Origin of the sequence: Mariniphaga sp. (assembly GCF_041687215.1) — a bacterium.
Lineage (GTDB): Bacteria > Bacteroidota > Bacteroidia > Bacteroidales > Prolixibacteraceae > Mariniphaga.
The window spans coordinates 64,293-80,101 of record NZ_JAWLCI010000009.1; the positions used below are offsets into that span (position 1 = coordinate 64,293).

General features: G+C 41.8%; 13 protein-coding genes and 1 tRNA gene. 6 read left to right on the plus strand and 8 right to left on the minus strand.

Going from position 1 to position 15,809, the window contains the following annotated elements; all coding sequences use genetic code 11:
* Window positions 1-53 precede the first annotated feature (53 nt).
* On the minus strand, window positions 54-2,456 hold the full coding sequence (gene ppk1, locus ACESMA_RS05620; protein WP_372947797.1) for a polyphosphate kinase 1: 2,403 nt from the start codon (window positions 2,454-2,456) through the stop codon (window positions 54-56).
* A gap of 99 nt (window positions 2,457-2,555) precedes the next feature.
* A protein-coding gene (gene prfB, locus ACESMA_RS05625) for a peptide chain release factor 2 (RefSeq protein WP_372947798.1) occupies window positions 2,556-3,645 on the minus strand; the annotation gives its coding sequence in 2 pieces (ribosomal slippage) (window positions 2,556-3,581 and window positions 3,583-3,645; 1,089 coding nt in all).
* A 117-nt stretch (window positions 3,646-3,762) separates the two neighbouring features.
* Here prfB and ACESMA_RS05630 point away from each other — a divergent pair.
* From ACESMA_RS05630 to ACESMA_RS05640, 3 genes are all read left to right on the plus strand, one after another.
* Window positions 3,763-4,017, plus strand: a complete 255-nt coding sequence (locus ACESMA_RS05630; protein ID WP_372947799.1) for a DUF6364 family protein — start codon at window positions 3,763-3,765, stop codon at window positions 4,015-4,017.
* A complete protein-coding gene (locus tag ACESMA_RS05635; RefSeq protein WP_372947800.1) occupies window positions 4,014-4,427 on the plus strand; it encodes a type II toxin-antitoxin system VapC family toxin in 414 nt (137 codons plus the stop codon). The genes ACESMA_RS05630 and ACESMA_RS05635 overlap by 4 nt, the downstream gene beginning before the upstream one ends.
* A gap of 109 nt (window positions 4,428-4,536) precedes the next feature.
* The gene (locus ACESMA_RS05640) at window positions 4,537-6,081 is read left to right on the plus strand and encodes a Fic family protein (protein ID WP_372947801.1); all 1,545 of its coding nucleotides are present in this window, start codon (window positions 4,537-4,539) and stop codon (window positions 6,079-6,081) included.
* Between the two features lie 27 nt (window positions 6,082-6,108).
* On the opposite strand, the gene ACESMA_RS05645 is transcribed toward ACESMA_RS05640, so the two are convergent.
* The 4 genes from ACESMA_RS05645 to ACESMA_RS05660 form a co-directional block, all read right to left on the minus strand.
* Window positions 6,109-6,579 carry a regulatory protein RecX gene (locus ACESMA_RS05645; RefSeq protein WP_372947802.1) on the minus strand — a complete coding sequence of 157 codons (471 nt, stop codon included), beginning with the start codon at window positions 6,577-6,579 and terminating at the stop codon, window positions 6,109-6,111.
* 73 nt (window positions 6,580-6,652) lie between these two features.
* Window positions 6,653-7,381, minus strand: a complete 729-nt coding sequence (locus ACESMA_RS05650; RefSeq protein ID WP_372947803.1) for an ABC transporter ATP-binding protein — start codon at window positions 7,379-7,381, stop codon at window positions 6,653-6,655.
* Window positions 7,382-7,501: 120 nt separating this feature from the next.
* Window positions 7,502-8,974: a DUF5687 family protein gene (locus ACESMA_RS05655; protein WP_372947804.1), complete on the minus strand. Its 1,473-nt coding sequence runs from the start codon at window positions 8,972-8,974 to the stop codon at window positions 7,502-7,504.
* A gap of 97 nt (window positions 8,975-9,071) precedes the next feature.
* Window positions 9,072-10,526, minus strand: coding sequence for a lamin tail domain-containing protein (locus ACESMA_RS05660; protein ID WP_372947805.1), 1,455 nt, complete (start codon window positions 10,524-10,526; stop codon window positions 9,072-9,074).
* A gap of 68 nt (window positions 10,527-10,594) precedes the next feature.
* Between ACESMA_RS05660 and ACESMA_RS05665 the strand changes: the two genes are divergently transcribed.
* Both ACESMA_RS05665 and ACESMA_RS05670 read left to right on the plus strand, forming a co-directional pair.
* Window positions 10,595-11,605: an aspartate-semialdehyde dehydrogenase gene (locus ACESMA_RS05665; RefSeq protein ID WP_372947806.1), complete on the plus strand. Its 1,011-nt coding sequence runs from the start codon at window positions 10,595-10,597 to the stop codon at window positions 11,603-11,605.
* Between the two features lie 95 nt (window positions 11,606-11,700).
* On the plus strand, window positions 11,701-13,254 hold the full coding sequence (locus ACESMA_RS05670; protein WP_372947807.1) for a GNAT family N-acetyltransferase: 1,554 nt from the start codon (window positions 11,701-11,703) through the stop codon (window positions 13,252-13,254).
* A gap of 69 nt (window positions 13,255-13,323) precedes the next feature.
* On the opposite strand, the gene hflX is transcribed toward ACESMA_RS05670, so the two are convergent.
* Window positions 13,324-14,532, minus strand: coding sequence for a GTPase HflX (hflX, locus tag ACESMA_RS05675; RefSeq protein WP_372947808.1), 1,209 nt, complete (start codon window positions 14,530-14,532; stop codon window positions 13,324-13,326).
* Between the two features lie 115 nt (window positions 14,533-14,647).
* Window positions 14,648-15,337: an energy transducer TonB gene (locus tag ACESMA_RS05680; RefSeq protein ID WP_372947809.1), complete on the minus strand. Its 690-nt coding sequence runs from the start codon at window positions 15,335-15,337 to the stop codon at window positions 14,648-14,650.
* A 327-nt stretch (window positions 15,338-15,664) separates the two neighbouring features.
* Here ACESMA_RS05680 and ACESMA_RS05685 point away from each other — a divergent pair.
* Window positions 15,665-15,738: transfer RNA gene (locus tag ACESMA_RS05685), tRNA-Ala, on the plus strand.
* The last annotated feature ends 71 nt before the right edge of the window (window positions 15,739-15,809 follow it).

Below are 15,809 nucleotides of genomic sequence, written 5' to 3' on the forward strand. Positions count from 1 at the left end.
ATTTTGATATGATTTTTCTGCGAAAATCAGCGTAATCTGCGGGAAATTTAAACTCAAATAATTTCTTCAACTTTCTCCGGCGGATTGGCCAAAATGGCTTTATCGCCATTCACCACAATAGGGCGTTGGAGTAATTTCGGGTTTTCAACCAGCACTTTAATCCATTCGTCATCTGCAAGTTCCTTGTCTTTGTAATTTTCTTTGTACTCCTGTTCCTGGATGCGCACAAACTCCACTGGTTTTTTTCCGGTTTTGGCAATCACCTCTTTCAGTTCATTTTCCGACAAACCGTCGTTCAGATACTTCACAATTTCAAGGTCGTACCCTTTTTCTTCCAGGTATTTGAGTCCGGCACGGCTTTTGGCGCAGCGAGGATTATGATAAATTTTCATAACAATATGGTGTTTGTTTTTGATGTAATTGTAGTAATCTTCCTGTGCGCGGTAAGTTGCTTCCAGGTTATTTTTATTGTAATTGTTTTGCAATCCCGGGTCGAGGATTCGTGCTTTGGTGTTGTCGCGCAACTGGATTTTCAGCATCTCTTTCAGTTCCTCCCGAATTCCCTCATTGTAAATCGGGCAGGCTACTTCAATTCTCCGGTTCAGGTTGCGGGGCATCCAGTCGGCGGATGAAATGTACATTTTTTCGTCGCTGCCGTTGCCAAACAAAAAGATGCGCGAGTGTTCGAGGTATTTGTCTACAATACTAACAGCGGTAATGTTTTCCCTGAATTTTTTCTTGTCGAGCTGCAACCCGAAAATGCCCCGCACAATGAGTTCGATTTTTACTCCCGCTTTTGCGGCACGATACAATTGTTTCATCATACCGGGGTCAATCAAGCTATTCATTTTCAGAATCATCCAGGCCTTTTCCCCGGTTTTGGCCAGTTCAATTTCGCGGTCGATGTGTTCTGAAAAAACATCGCGCATAAAAAACGGACTAACCACCAGATGTTTGTAGTTGTAGTGGCGGTAATTCTGTTTGAAAAACCCAAATACTTTTTCCACTTCGTCGGCCAAACGCGGGTCGGCGGTGAGCAGTCCGTCGTCGGCATAAACACGTGCCGTTCCTTCGTGAAAATTGCCAGTGCCAATGTAGGCATAGTTTCTGAATCCGTCTTCCTCCTGCCGTTTTACCCAGGCCAGTTTGCTGTGCACCTTCATGCCCGGAATGCCATTAATCACATTGGCCCCTTCCTCCTGCAACTTGTTCGACCACATGATGTTGGCCTCTTCGTCGAACCGCGCCTGCAGTTCAATGACCACGGTCACGGTTTTTCCGTTTCGCACAGCGTTCAGCAAGGCATTGACAACCCTTGATGCCGGCGCTACACGGTAAATGGTAAGGCCAATTTCTTTCACCTGCGGATCGATGGCCGCTTCGCGCAAAAAGTCGATAAAGTGGTTGAAGGTTTGGTAAGGGTAATGCAGCATCACATCCTTTTTGCGCAACACACGCAAAATACTGGTGTGCATGGGCAAATCCTTGTGGGTAAACGGTGGAAGTTTGGTGTAATAGTGGCGCTTTTTCCCAATTTCCGGAAAATTCATAAAATCCTTGTGGTTGTGGTACCGTCCGCCGGGCACTGCATTTTCCTCATTGTCGAGCTTCATTTTTTTTAGAATGAAATCCAGCATATCCTGAGGAATTTCACGGTCGTAAATCAGTCGAACCGGTTTTCCTTTCTTTCTTTTTTTCAGACTGCTGGACATTTTTTCAATGAAGCTTTTGGATATGTCGTCGTCGATGTCCAGCTCGGCATCGCGTGTAATTTTTATGGTGTAGGCTTCGTACATGTCGTAATCGAAGTAGAAAAACAGGTCGTCGAAGCAGTACCGGATGACGTCGTCGAGTAACATCACATACGTTTTTTTACGATCTTTTGGCAACACCAAAAAGCGAGGTACAGATCTTCCCGGAATGCGAATGAGCGAGTAAGCAAAATCTGTGGGGTCAGCTTTTTTCATCAGCTTAACGGCGAGGTAAACCGACCGGTCGCGCAAATAAGGGAACTTGTTCTTTTTGCTCAACATGATGGGCACCAGATTGGGCAATACCTTTTCGTAAAAATATTTTTTCACAAAAATGCCCTGTTTGTGGTTCAGTTCCTTTTCACTGACAATGAAAATGTTGTTTTGGTTGAGCTCGTCGAGAATATCCTGGAAAATTTGCTGCACTTTTTCCTGCTGTGCCGAAACAATTTCCTGAATTTTTTCGTGCAATTCCGGCGGAGTGAGGTTTCCCAGCAGGTTCTCCTCATCTTTTCCGATATCCACCATTCGGCGGACGGTGGCTACACGCACACGGAAAAACTCATCGAGGTTGTTGGAAAAAATTCCGATGAAGCGAATGCGCTCAAACAACGGTGTGTTGGGGTCTTCTGCTTCCTGCAAAACCCGTTCGTTAAACGAAAGCCAGCTGATTTCGCGGTTTATAAAGTTTTCATTCGAATACATACCAGACTATTTTTTAGAAGCAAACGTTTCGTTTTTTTGCTTTTGTGATTCCTTCCTAAAAATAGAAAAAGAAAGCTGACCGGCAAATATTTCCGGCATTTACTGACCGCCGAATTCCATGAGGTAGGCTTTTATCAGTCCGTCGAGTTCGCCGTCAAGCACGGCATCCACATTTCCGGTTTCGTAGCTGGTGCGCAGGTCTTTCACCATTTTGTAGGGCTGCAGGACATACGAGCGGATTTGCGAGCCCCATTCTATTTTCTTTTTTTGCGATTCAATTTCCATCACCTTTTCGCGGCGTTTGCGCAATTCCATTTCGTAAAGCTGCGACTTTAACAAGCGAAGTGCATTTTCCTTATTTCCGCCCTGCGAGCGGCTTTCCGTATTTTCAATTACAATTCCCGAAGGAGCATGGTGCAACCGCACTCCGGTTTCCACTTTGTTCACATTTTGACCACCGGCGCCGCCGCTCCTGAAAGTGTCCCAGGTAATATCGGCAGGATTTACTTCTATTTCAATGCTGTCGTCGATTAACGGGGCTACATAAACCGAAGTAAACGAGGTCATTCGTTTGTTCTGGGCATTAAACGGCGAAAGCCTCACCAGGCGGTGCACACCGTTTTCACTTTTCAGGTATCCATACGCAAAATCACCCTCAACTTCAATAATGCAGCTTTTTATCCCAACCTCGTCGCCGGGTTGCATATCGGCCACTTTAATTTGGTAGCCTTTATCTTCGCACCAGCGGGTGTACATGCGGAAAAGCATTTCGGCCCAGTCATTGCTTTCGGTACCACCGGCACCCGCGTTTATTTTCAGCACCGCGCCCAGATGGTCTTCCTCGCTGCGCAGCATGTTTTTGGTTTCCAGTTTTTCAACCAGGTCGATTGTGTCGGCATAAGCCTTGTCGATTTCTTTTTCAGTAGCTTCACCGGCTTCAAAAAATTCGTACAGCACGCCAAAATCTTCCACAGACTGGTTTACTTTTTCAAAACCGGTAGTCCATTCTTTTACCGACTTGATGGCTTTCATCTGTTTTTCAGCTTTCTGGGGGTTTGACCAAAAATCAGGATCTTGCGTTTTGAGTTCTTCTTCTTTTAACTGCAGCAACTTTGCATCGTAGTCAAAGATGCCTCCTCAGCGCATCCCGGCGCTCCAGGAGGTCTTTTACCTGGTCTTTTAAAATCATTTTCTTTTAAATTTTTATGGTTTGCAAAGGTAAACAATATAAAAGGATATTGCTGAACGGAATTTGATAAAAAATAATTTTGTGCGTATATTTGAAATGAATTTGATACGCATAATTATGGCAACACGATTGAATATTACGGTAGATAAAACTGTGGTTGAAGAGGCAAAACAGTACGCCCGGGAACATGGCAGGAGTCTTTCAGGACTCATTGAAGAATATTTGAAATCTTTAATTTCCAAAAGGAAAAAGGAAATTGAACCCGGTACTTTGGTCAAATCACTCTGGGGGTCTGTAAAACCGATGTCCGGGGGGAAAGATTACAACGAGTTGGTTGAAGAAGAAATTCTGAAAAAACATTTGAAACAATGACAAAGGTTTTTATTGATTCGGATGTGGTATTGGATTTTTTGACCAAAAGGGAACCTTTTCATGAAGCGGCCATGCGAATTTTTGAATACGCCAGCCGGGGAAAACTGAAACTTTTTGTTTCTTCACTTTCGGTGAACAATATAAACTATGTTGTAAGTAAACTGGAATCTGCCAAAAATGCCAAAAAGCAATTGATTGCCCTGCTCGAACTGATTGAAATATTACCTGTTGCAAAATCAACCGTAAAAAAATCGCTTTTCTCTGATTTCAGGGATTTTGAAGACGGGTTGCAAAATTTTTGTGCAGAGGAAGGGAAATTAACGACTATCATAACCCGCAATACCAAAGATTATTCTTTCAGTCATCTGGTTATTCAGACACCCAGGGAATTTCTGGCTGCTTTTGAGTGATATATTCCATAAGCATTTTTCATGCATTTTACAGAATAATAAATGATTTTCATATAAATTAATCCCTTTTTCATGTTATATTTGTAACTGAATTTCATGAAAACAGCCAATGGAAAATCATTTTTCACAAGAAATAACTATTTTTCACGATAGGATACTTCCCGAGAAGGGTGTTCTAACCGGTTACGCCTTTTTACTCCGGTTTATTGAAGAGCAATCCGGTAAACTTTTGCCGCTTCCCCGGCAACTTGCCATGATTACAGAAAAACATCAAAGATACAATACTTCTGAATGGCAGGTGTTTACAAAAAGACATAAACCGAAGAATGATGCTTTGAGCCATGTTGTTTTTGCGTTGAAATATGAAGGCATAGATTTGCTGATTTTAAAAACAACTTTCCAGCTTTTAGAAAAAAAATTCATTGAAGAAGCCGTAATGAAGATGCCAACGAGTCAGTATTACAGAAAAATCTGGTTTCTTTATGAATGGTTGTTCAATATCAGACTGAACATACCCGATCTGAAAAAGGGCACGTATGTGGATGTTTTAAATCCTGAGTTGCAATATGCAGGACCTGCCAACAATTCGGGCAGGCACCGGGTAAAAAACAACCTGCCCGGAACGCCTGAATTCTGTCCGCTAATCAGAAAGACTGAGAAACTGGAAAACTTTATAAATTCCAGGCTGGATGAGGCGATTCACAAAGGGTTAAATGACCGTGACAAAGATATCATTCGCAGAACTGCAGCCTTTCTGTTACTGAAAGATTCCAGGGCCTCATTTGCCATAGAAGGTGAAATTCCACCAAACATGAGGGCCCGCAATTGGGGGAAAGCAATAGGTCTGGCTGGGAAAAAGGCATTAACTCTGGCAGAAATTGAGCGTTTACAACATATTGTAATCGGGTCCAAAAAGCTTAAACGTATGGGATTCAGAACGGAAGAAGGTTTTATCGGAGAACACGACCGCGAAACATTTACACCGCTTCCCGATCACATTTCAGCAAAAGCTGATGACCTGGATTCCCTGTTGAATGGCTGGCTTAAAACAAATAATCTCCTTCAGAACAGTAAATATGATCCTGTGTTAACAGCCGCTACTATTGCCTTTGGTTTTGTCTTTATCCATCCTTTGTCTGATGGAAACGGAAGAATTCACCGGTATCTTATCCATCATGTTTTAACCTGGATGGGTTTTGTTAAAAGAGAGATGATATTCCCGGTATCAGCGGCAATCCTGAACAGAATAAGTGATTATCAGGAATTACTGGAAGATTTTTCGTTACCGAGAGTTGATTTAATTGAATGGAAACCAACACCAGATCACAACATTCGCATTTTAAATGAAACTGCTGATCTTTACCGCTATTTTGATTTAACAACCCAGGCAGAATTTTTATACGAATGTGTTGAAGAAACCATAAATAAAATAATTCCGGCAGAAATTGATTATCTGGAAAAATATGACCGACTGACAAATGCCATAAATGCATTTATCAATTTACCAAACTCAAAGGTTGATTTGCTTATAAAATTTCTGGATCAAAACAATGGCAGGATCTCTACAAGAAAAAGGAAAAAGTTTTTTGACGAATTATCAGAAGACGAAATCCTTTTAATTGAGGAACAATATGCTGAAATTTTTAAAAAATAAATCCTTTTTTATAAAAAGAGTGGAATATCACTCCACTACCTCATTCAAATACCGGTGAATCATTTCCGGTTCAAAGCCGCGGTTTTGGGCAAAACGGATAATCTGTCCCATTTTTTCGAATTTGGTTTTCTTTTTCACTTTGCGAGCCTTTTCTTTCATCGTCTTGATGAGGGTTTCCTTGTATTTTTCCATATCAATTTCGTTCATACCGTTTTGGATGAGTTCACCCGGCAGCCCTTTCATTTTCAGGTAGTGGCGTATTTTCACTTTTCCCCATTTATTGAATTTGAATTTGTCGGAAACATACGAACGAATGTACCGCTCATCGTCGATAAACTTTTCGGCTTTCAGTTTTTCAATGATTTCGTCTGCCTCGTCACTGCTCAGTCCGGCAACCGTAATTTTTTTATGAATATTGGTTGAACACTGTTCGGAACGACTGCAAAGGGCGGCCATTTTTGCATAAATTTCCTGCGCTGTTTTTTCTTCGGTTTCCATGAGAAAAGGTTTTGAGTTTTAAAGGAAATAAAGGTAAGAAAAATGACTCATCTAAAAAATGTATAATCGGCTCTTACAAATCCTCATAAAAAGGCTTTTCCTGTTTCACTCCCGTAAAAAATTCTTCCAGTTCGGCTAGTGTGGTTTCGGTTCTGGGAACATCTTTTACAATTTCGCCTTTTTCAAGAATAACGATGCGGGTACAAACATCGGCCACATGGTCGAGGTCGTGGCTGGAAATGAGCAGCGTTTTTTCACCTCTTATTGCATATTCCTTAATGATTTCGCGCAGTCTGTACTGCGAAGTAGGGTCGAGATTGGCAAACGGCTCGTCGAGGATGACTACGTCGGGATTTCCCATAAAAGCCCCGGCCACACCCACTTTCTTCTGATTCCCTTTGGAGAGGTCGCGAATGAACTTCTTTTTCCCCAGAATCTCATCGTGAAAAAAGGTTTCAAACCGGTTTTTGAAAAGATCGATGTCGTTTTGGTTCATGTCCCGGAGCTCGCCCAGAAACCCAAAATACTCATCGGGCGTAAGGTAGCCAATGGTAAAGCTTTCGTCGATGTAAGCGCCAGTGAAACTTTTCCATTCTTCGGAGCGGGCCACTTCAACTTCGTTGCTGGTCACTTTTCCTTTGGTAGCCCGGATTAAATCGAGAACAAGTGAAAACAGCGTGGTTTTTCCGGCACCGTTATTGCCCACCAGGCCAAAGACCTCGCCGCGGTTGATTGTGAGTTCTGGGAGGTTCAAAACCGTTATTTGGCTGTAGGCTTTTTGTAAATTAATTGCTTGAATCATGATATTTTAATTCGTTTTCAAATTTAAATCCATTATTTGTAGGCATATCAGTAACTTAAAGTTTTATCCTTCAGACTTCGTGCTTCCATCTTCCCACTTCCTGTTTCGTGCTTCCTACTTCTAACTGCTCCTGTACGCAGCTATCATTTTATGTTTCCTTTTCGTGTATTGTCTGGTAAAATAATCAATCAGTCGTGGGTGCAGGATGATTCCAATCAGACCAAGTGAACCGAGAATAAAAAGTGCGGTCATTTTTCCAAAAACGAAGGCCATAATTCCATACATTGCCATGGGGCCAAACAGTATGGGAAAAGCCATCAGCCACTGGGTGGCGCCCATTCCCTGGTAGTTGAACATGCCGCGCGAGTCGAGGTCAATGGATTTCCGGCTGTTTAATCCCAAAGCAAAAATCACAACTGAGTTTACACCCACGTTGTAAAGCATTACGGCTAGGTGGATGTAAAGCACTTTTGGAGTAATGAACATGTAACCAAGCGAAAGCAGGTAAAAAACCACATTGGTGGCCGCCATCAGGAAAAAAGCCGACTGCAGCACCTCTTTCATTTTTACGTTTTGTGTCATCAGAAGCGAATAGTAGCGGCTGTGCCAGGCAGGAAAAAATTGTCCGTACGACATTCCAAAAATGCCGGTCATAAACATACCGCCAAAAACCAGAATAAGATCGGATATTTCCTCTCCATTGTCTTTATAAAGCAGCAAGCCGTAAAAAATAAACAAAACCGACATGATGGCTGAAGTGCGCGGACGTTTGTTGCGCAGAATCATTTTCACCTCCAGCGATAACATTCTGCCGTATTCACCTACCCTCGAAAGCCATGAAAAATCGTGTGCCGAACCCTGTTTCTTTTTTTCCGAAAGTTCGTCGAGGTAAAACCGGTTGAGAATGTACTTCTGATTCAGAAAATAAAGGGCAACTGCAACGCATGGAAACAATAAAACTGATACAGGATTTTGAATTACCCATTCGAAAAATTTCCCAAAAGTTCCCGCAAAATCAACGATTCCAAAATAATTGAGTGCAAAGATTGCCACTGCCAAAGCCAGAAATCCATAAAAAAACCGGTCGTCTTCGTTGGTGCGCCACTTGAGGTAAATGGCCAAAAAATGGTTGATCAAAACCAGAAAAAAAAGTCCCGCGAACCAAACAAAAAGACTAATGCCCGAAAGTTCTTTCACAGCCGAAGTAAACAAAAAGGGCAGTACCATAAAAAACGGCAGAATGTTGAAAAAATGGAATACCGATTTGTTCAGCATATACCGGGCAATGCGGCGTTTTTTTACGGGGAGAACCAAAAACGGCTGAAACCCAAACGTAGGCAGGCTTTGGATGAAAATGCGCAAAATTAAATCGGCGCCAAGGTAAATAAGAATCATGGAATTAAATGCGGAAACCAGCGACTGGTCCGGAAACTTTTCAGCCAGCAACATACTCAAACTGAAACCAAGAATGAGGAAAGTAGCTGAAAAATAAACGGCCAGAAAAATTAGCACTCCCTTGGCAGCTATGTTTTTCCCAAAGTAGGAGGAACGGGTGAACTCCCGCCAGGCAAAAAAGGCAAAATTTCGTTTCATTTTTTTGAGTACAATGATGGTTCGCTTTAAGAAATTTGATTTGTTTATTGGTTCATTTTAGTAGAAATAATTACACTGCGAACACCGCAAAGTCTTTTTAATCCAACACATCTGTCAAAACCACACCCTTTTTAAACCGGTGAATTTCTCCTTCGGCATTAAAAACCTCAACAATTACCACGTAAACGCCGAGCAGTTGCCGACTTCCGGTTTCATTTTCGCCATTCCATACAAACTCTCCGCTGGTTCCCAATATTTCATTTTTGGCCAGGTGTTGCACAAACCGGCCTGCTGCATCAAAAATGGTAATGTTGGCCACGTAGCCGGGTTTCGCCATTTCATAACGAACTACAAACTCATCGTTGTAGCCGTCGTGATTGGGCGAAAAAGCTTCCGGCTCAAAAATGACTTTGGGTTTTTCGGTCAGTTCCCTGCCAGTCTGTGAGTTTTCGTAACCTGGGGTGCCGTAACCGACATCCGAAGAAGACGAATGCCAGTTTACGGGAGAGTTGGTTGGTTGAGTGAAAGAAACCCGCTCCAGCGAAACGCCTTCTTTATCGGCCAAAAATGGCGTGTGCATTTTTTCGGTATAATACAATTCATCAAGAATTTCGAGGTTTTCGTTCAGCAAAACCACGTAATCGTCGTCGTTGTTGAACGACGGAATTCGTGCAACCTGCTGAAAACATTCGCTGCATTTAATTTGAAAAAAAGGAAAAACGCCGCTCGTATCTTTTGTAATGGCCACGTAACTTTTGGGCGGAATAAGATAAATTTTCCCCGATAAATCGTATATCTGTTCCAACTGAAGATTTTTATCGCGTGAAGCCAGAAACAGTTTTCCGATTGGAATTTCACGTTCCGAGTTGTTGTAAATCTCCACATAATCTTCTCCTCCGGGGAATGGGTTGAACAGAATTTCATTTAAAATAATTTCATCCGGTTCGGCCGGCGGATAGTGTTTCTCCTCCGCAGCAACCACCACTTCATCCAGAATCACTTTGTCGGCTGCATAATGATTGGAGAGGTAACAGATAATTTGCAGCGCATTCCCCTCCAGGCTTTTGCTCACAGCTTGCACAGAACCCCAGTTCCCGGCATTTTCACTGTTTTCCGTAAAAGGAATTTCTTCGCCATCATCCAGCCTGTAAAAAGCTTTCAGGTATTTGGTTTCGGTGTTGGCACCACTACCGGTTTCCGAAGCAGAAAGTTCTATATCCACTTTATCAAAACCCGAAATATCAATCCATTCCGAGCGCCAGATGACTTCTCCGTCAATGTCGCAAACTTCAAATCTGCCACCTGATGTAGAAACGGTTTTGGCATAATCTTCAGAATCAACAGGGAAAGCATTTGAATAATCCAGTGTCCAAGTTAAAATACCTTCAAAATCAGATTTGATATAATCTGCATCGTTGCTTCCCCAAATGCCTTTTTCGGGAACAGAAAAACTTTCGCGCCAGATTTCTTGTGCAAAAACCTGATTGAACATGCACAACTGAATGATTGTTAAGATTTTTAGAATATTCCGGGTCATTTTACAGCAATTCATGGCAAAATAGTAATTTTACGGGAATTAATTTTCACTTAAAACAGAGTTTAATAAAAAAGAATTAAGTAATGAAAGTTGCAATTGTAGGAACAAGCGGAGCAGTCGGACAGGAATTCCTGCGTGTGCTTGAGGAGCGGAATTTTCCGCTGGATGAACTGGTATTGTTTGGGTCGGTGCGAAGTGCCGGGAACGAATACGAATTCAGAGGAAAAAAGCTCGTAGTGAAGGAATTGAAACACGGTGACGATTTTAAAGATATTGACATTGCGCTGACCTCGGCTGGGGCAGGTATTTCAAGGGAATATGCAGAAACCATTACCAAACATGGCGCAATAATGATTGACAATTCCAGTGCGTTTCGTTACGACGATGACGTACCGCTGGTTGTGCCGGAAGTCAATCCCGAAGATTCGAAAAACAGGCCAAGAAATATTATAGCAAACCCCAACTGCTCTACTATTCAAATGGTGGTTGCGTTAAAACCCATTAATGATTTGTCGAAAATTAAACGGGTGCGCGTTGCCACTTACCAGGCTGCCAGCGGTGCCGGTGCACAAGGAATTGCAGAGCTGGAACAGCAGGTTAAGGAAATTGCAAACGGAAACGAACCAACTATTAGTAAGTTTCCTTATCAGTTGGCCATGAATATCATCCCACACATTGATGTTTTCCTGGAAAACGATTATACCAAGGAAGAGATGAAAATGAACTGGGAAACCAAAAAAATAATGCATACCGATGCTGAAGTGAGCGCCACTTGTGTGCGCATTCCGGTGGCACGGGCACATTCAGAAGCCATTTGGGTGGAGACCGAAAATTCACTGTCGGTTGAAGAGGTGAAAGAAGCCTTCGAAAAAACCGAAGGGTTATCGGTAATCGACAATCCGGCAGAAAAGCAATACCCAATGCCTTTATTTGTTTCAGGTAAAGATGATGTGTATGTGGGCCGAATCCGCAAAGATATTACCGATCCGAACAGTATTACATTTTGGTGTGTGGGCGACCAGATTAAAAAAGGCGCCGCACTGAATGCGGTTCAAATTGCTGAATGGCTGATTAAGGAAGGCGAAGTAAAATAAAATACTGCTAAAAAAAATTGAAAGAAGTTGTCAAAAAAATATTTTCCCGACAGCTTCTTTTTTATTTTTACACCAATTAAAACAACGCTCAAATCATGGATAACATTGGAAAAGTAGAAGTCCGGCAACTCAATATAGGCGATTACGAGGAGATGTTTAAATCGTTGCAAGAGGCTTATCCCAACTGGCCGGAAGACTACTGGGAAAAAAAAGACATCCGGAAACTGGTGAAAATTTTCCCTGAAGGCCAGTTTGCTGTGGTGGTTGATGATGTAGTTGTGGGGTCTGCACTTTCCATTATTGTGAAGTACGAGTTGTTTGGCGACGACCATACTTACGAAGAAATAATTGGAAATTATACATTTAACACACACAATCCGAAAGGAAATACACTTTACGGAATTGATGTGTTTATCCGCCCTGAATATCGCGGAATGCGACTGGGCAGAAGATTATATGATGCGCGTAAAGAACTCTGTGAAAAATTAAATCTGAAAGCCATAGTTTTTGGCGGACGAATTCCCAATTACCACAAATATTCGGGAGAAATGTCGCCAAAAGAATACATTCAGAAAGTTAAATATCAGGAAATTAACGATCCGGTACTTAACTTTCAGCTTTCCAACGATTTTCATGTGAAAAAAGTTTTGCAAGGGTACATGCCCGGCGATAAAGAATCAAAAGATTATGCGGTATTGTTGCAGTGGGACAACATCTATTACCAGAAAATTTCGGCAAAAGCAAGTGATTACAAATCAATTGTGCGACTGGGGCTGATACAATGGCAAATGCGGCTGTACAAAAACATTGATGAACTTTTTACCCAGGTGGAATATTTTGTGGATGCGGTGGCCAGTTACAACGGCGACTTTGTACTTTTCCCGGAATATTTTAATGCGCCGCTGATGGCCGATTATAACCATTTGAGTTATGCGGAAGCCATTCGCAAACTGGCCGAATACACCGAAGAAATTCGCGAACGATTTATGAGCTTGGCCATTACTTACAATATTAATATTGTAACAGGCAGCTTTCCTTTGGTAAAAGATGAAAAATTGTACAATACAGGCTTTTTATGTCGCAGAAACGGAACCTACGAAACCTACACAAAAATTCATATTACCCCCGATGAAATTAAAACCTGGGGACTTTCGGGAGGAGATGTAATCGAAGTATTTGAAACCGATTGTGGTCCGATAGGCGTTTTAATTTGTTACGATGTGGAATTCCCTGAGCTTTCCAGAATCCTTGCCCAACAGGGGATGAGTATTTTGTTTGTGCCTTTTCTCACCGACACACAAAACGGGTATTCGCGGGTGAGATATTGCGCCCGATCGCGTGCCATTGAAAATGAATGTTACGTGGCCATTGCCGGTTCGGTGGGTAATTTGCCCAAAGTGGAAAATATGGACATCCAGTTTGCTCAATCCGTGGTATTTACACCAAGTGATTTTTCTTTTCCTGCCAATGGAATTAAAGCTGAAGCAACTGCCAATACAGAGATGATTCTGGTCGCCGATGTGGATCTCGACCTCTTGAAAGAATTGCACAATTTTGGAGCCGTGCGCAATTTGAAAGACCGTCGCACCGATTTATATTCGGTTTGTTTGAATTCAGATAAAATTCCGGTGAGTACACGAAAAATTTGATTTTGAAATGAATCCCGACAGAATTTTATCTTTCTGAAGGGGTTAAAATTTTTTCAATTTCATTTGCTTCTATTCTTCTTCATCCCAGGTAATGTCATAAAGATAATCGTTAAACGGGAAGCGCTGGGAATGAATTACTTTTACCTCATCGTACAAGATTTTCTTCAATTCATCGATGTTTTCTTTTTGGGTGGCAGAAATGAAAACAGCCGGTAGATTATTTTTCGCCATCCAGGAGTTTTTCCATTCATCTAACGTGAAGTTCTCCCTTGTTTTGAGGGAAAGATCATCTTCATCTTTATGAACATGAGTAAATGCATCAATTTTGTTGAAAACGAAGATATTGGGTTTAACTCCCGAGTCAATTTCTTTTAACGTATTGTTTACGGTTTCAATTTGCTCTTCAAATCCCGGATGTGAAATATCAACCACATGTACCAAAATATCGGCTTCACGCACCTCGTCTAAAGTGGATTTGAACGATTCAACCAAATCGTGAGGTAATTTTCGGATAAATCCAACCGTATCAGCCATTAAAAAAGGAAGGTTTACCACAACTACTTTTCTGACTGTGGTGTCGAGGGTTGCAAAGAGTTTGTTTTCAGCAAACACATCCGATTTAGAAAGTAGATTCATGAGCGTTGATTTGCCCACGTTGGTATATCCAACCAAAGCAATCCGTACCAGTTTTCCGCGGTTTTTTCGTTGGGTGGCTTTTTGTTTGTCAATTTTTATGAGTTGTTCTTTCAAGCGTGCAATTTTATCGAGTATAATCCGGCGGTCGGTTTCAATTTGCGTTTCACCCGGGCCACGCAGACCTATACCACCGCGCTGGCGTTCGAGGTGAGTCCACATTCGTGTAAGCCTTGGAAGAAGATATTGATACTGTGCGAGCTCTACCTGTGTTTTGGCGTGAGCAGTTTTGGCACGCCGGGCAAAAATATCGAGGATGAGGTTGGTCCGGTCGAGCACTTTACATTCAAGTTTCCGTTCAATATTTCTTAATTGGGTAGGGGTGAGTTCATCATCAAATATTACTGTATCGGCTTCCATTACTTTAATGTAATTGCCTATTTCTTCAAGTTTGCCGGGACCAACAAATGTGGAAACATTGGGGACATTCAGCTTCTGGGTGAATTTTTTTAATACCTGTGCGCCGGCTGTATCGGCCAGGAATTCCAACTCATCCAGGTATTCCATTGCCTGTTTTTCTTCCTGGTTATTATAAATTAACCCAACAAGAACAGCTTTTTCGGTTTGCGGAGCAGTTTCAATCATATAAATTATTTCCTTTTATTTCGAAAATCCTCAACTCTCTGAAGTTTAATTTAATTCCATAAAAAACTCCTGGCCCCAAACCGGGACCAGGAGCAATTATATATTTTTCTTTTTTTTACTGTAATACAAAATTAATTGGCACAGTGTATGATACACGCACCGGTTTTCCACGTTGTTTCCCGGGTTTCCATTTAGGAAGTGTGTTAACCACGCGCAACGCTTCTTTGTCAAGTGAAGGGTCAACGCCCCTGGCAATTCGTGCATCGGCAATGGAACCGTCAGTATTTACAACAAATGTAACGTAAACACGTCCCTGGATTCCGTTTTCCTGAGCAATTACCGGATATTTGATGGCGTTTGCAATGTATTGTCGCAGAGCCAGTTCTCCTCCCGGAAATTCAGGCATGTCTTCAACAATAAAGAAAACCTGGGTGTCTTCTTCCTCTTCTTCTTCCTGCGTAGAAATTACCGGAGCTACATCAATTACCATGTCATCCGTAACATCCGAATCTTCAATGAACAGTTCGTCTTCAATTTCCACATCATCGTCCACAATGTTCAGAACTTCAACAACTTGCGGTGGTGGAGGAGGTGGAGGTGGCTGTACTTCCTGCTCACGGGTAATTGGAATAATCTCTTCTTCTACTTCCTGCATTTGAACCTGACCCAACGATTCTGTTTTTGTTGGAGCAGCTTTGTACTCAAAAGCAGCAAGGATTGCTCCCAGCGCAATTACCAATCCTAACATCAGGAACACATTCCTTTTGCTTTCAAGGTCTGCTTTTGGTGATTTTTTAACTTCCATAGTACTTTTTTTTATTAGTTTCTTTTATAATTTCTTTCCCACATTAAAGAGGGCTAAAGATAAAAAATAATTGTCACTTGCAAATCAATTTTTTTTGGTTTTTCATTATGCCGGATAAATTCCTGCTATGAACACTGTTCATGGTCTTTAATTGTTTCTCAGAACTTCAAGTTACATTATTTGAAGCAACAAAAACTTTACCAGAGTTTGCTTTTGGTCTTAAAAAATTTTTATATTTGCCCCGCTTTTGGGACATTAGCTTCCCGAATAATCGGGACAGGCAACTTCGCTAATGCCAGGGAAAGTGAATAAAAAAAATGATATTTTGGGGGATTAGCTCAGTTGGCTAGAGCGTTTGACTGGCAGTCAAAAGGTCATCGGTTCGATTCCGATATTCTCCACCTGATAATCAAGGAGTTACGAAATAAAAAATCGTGACCCCTTTTTTTCTGCCAAGATTCTGCCAAGATGT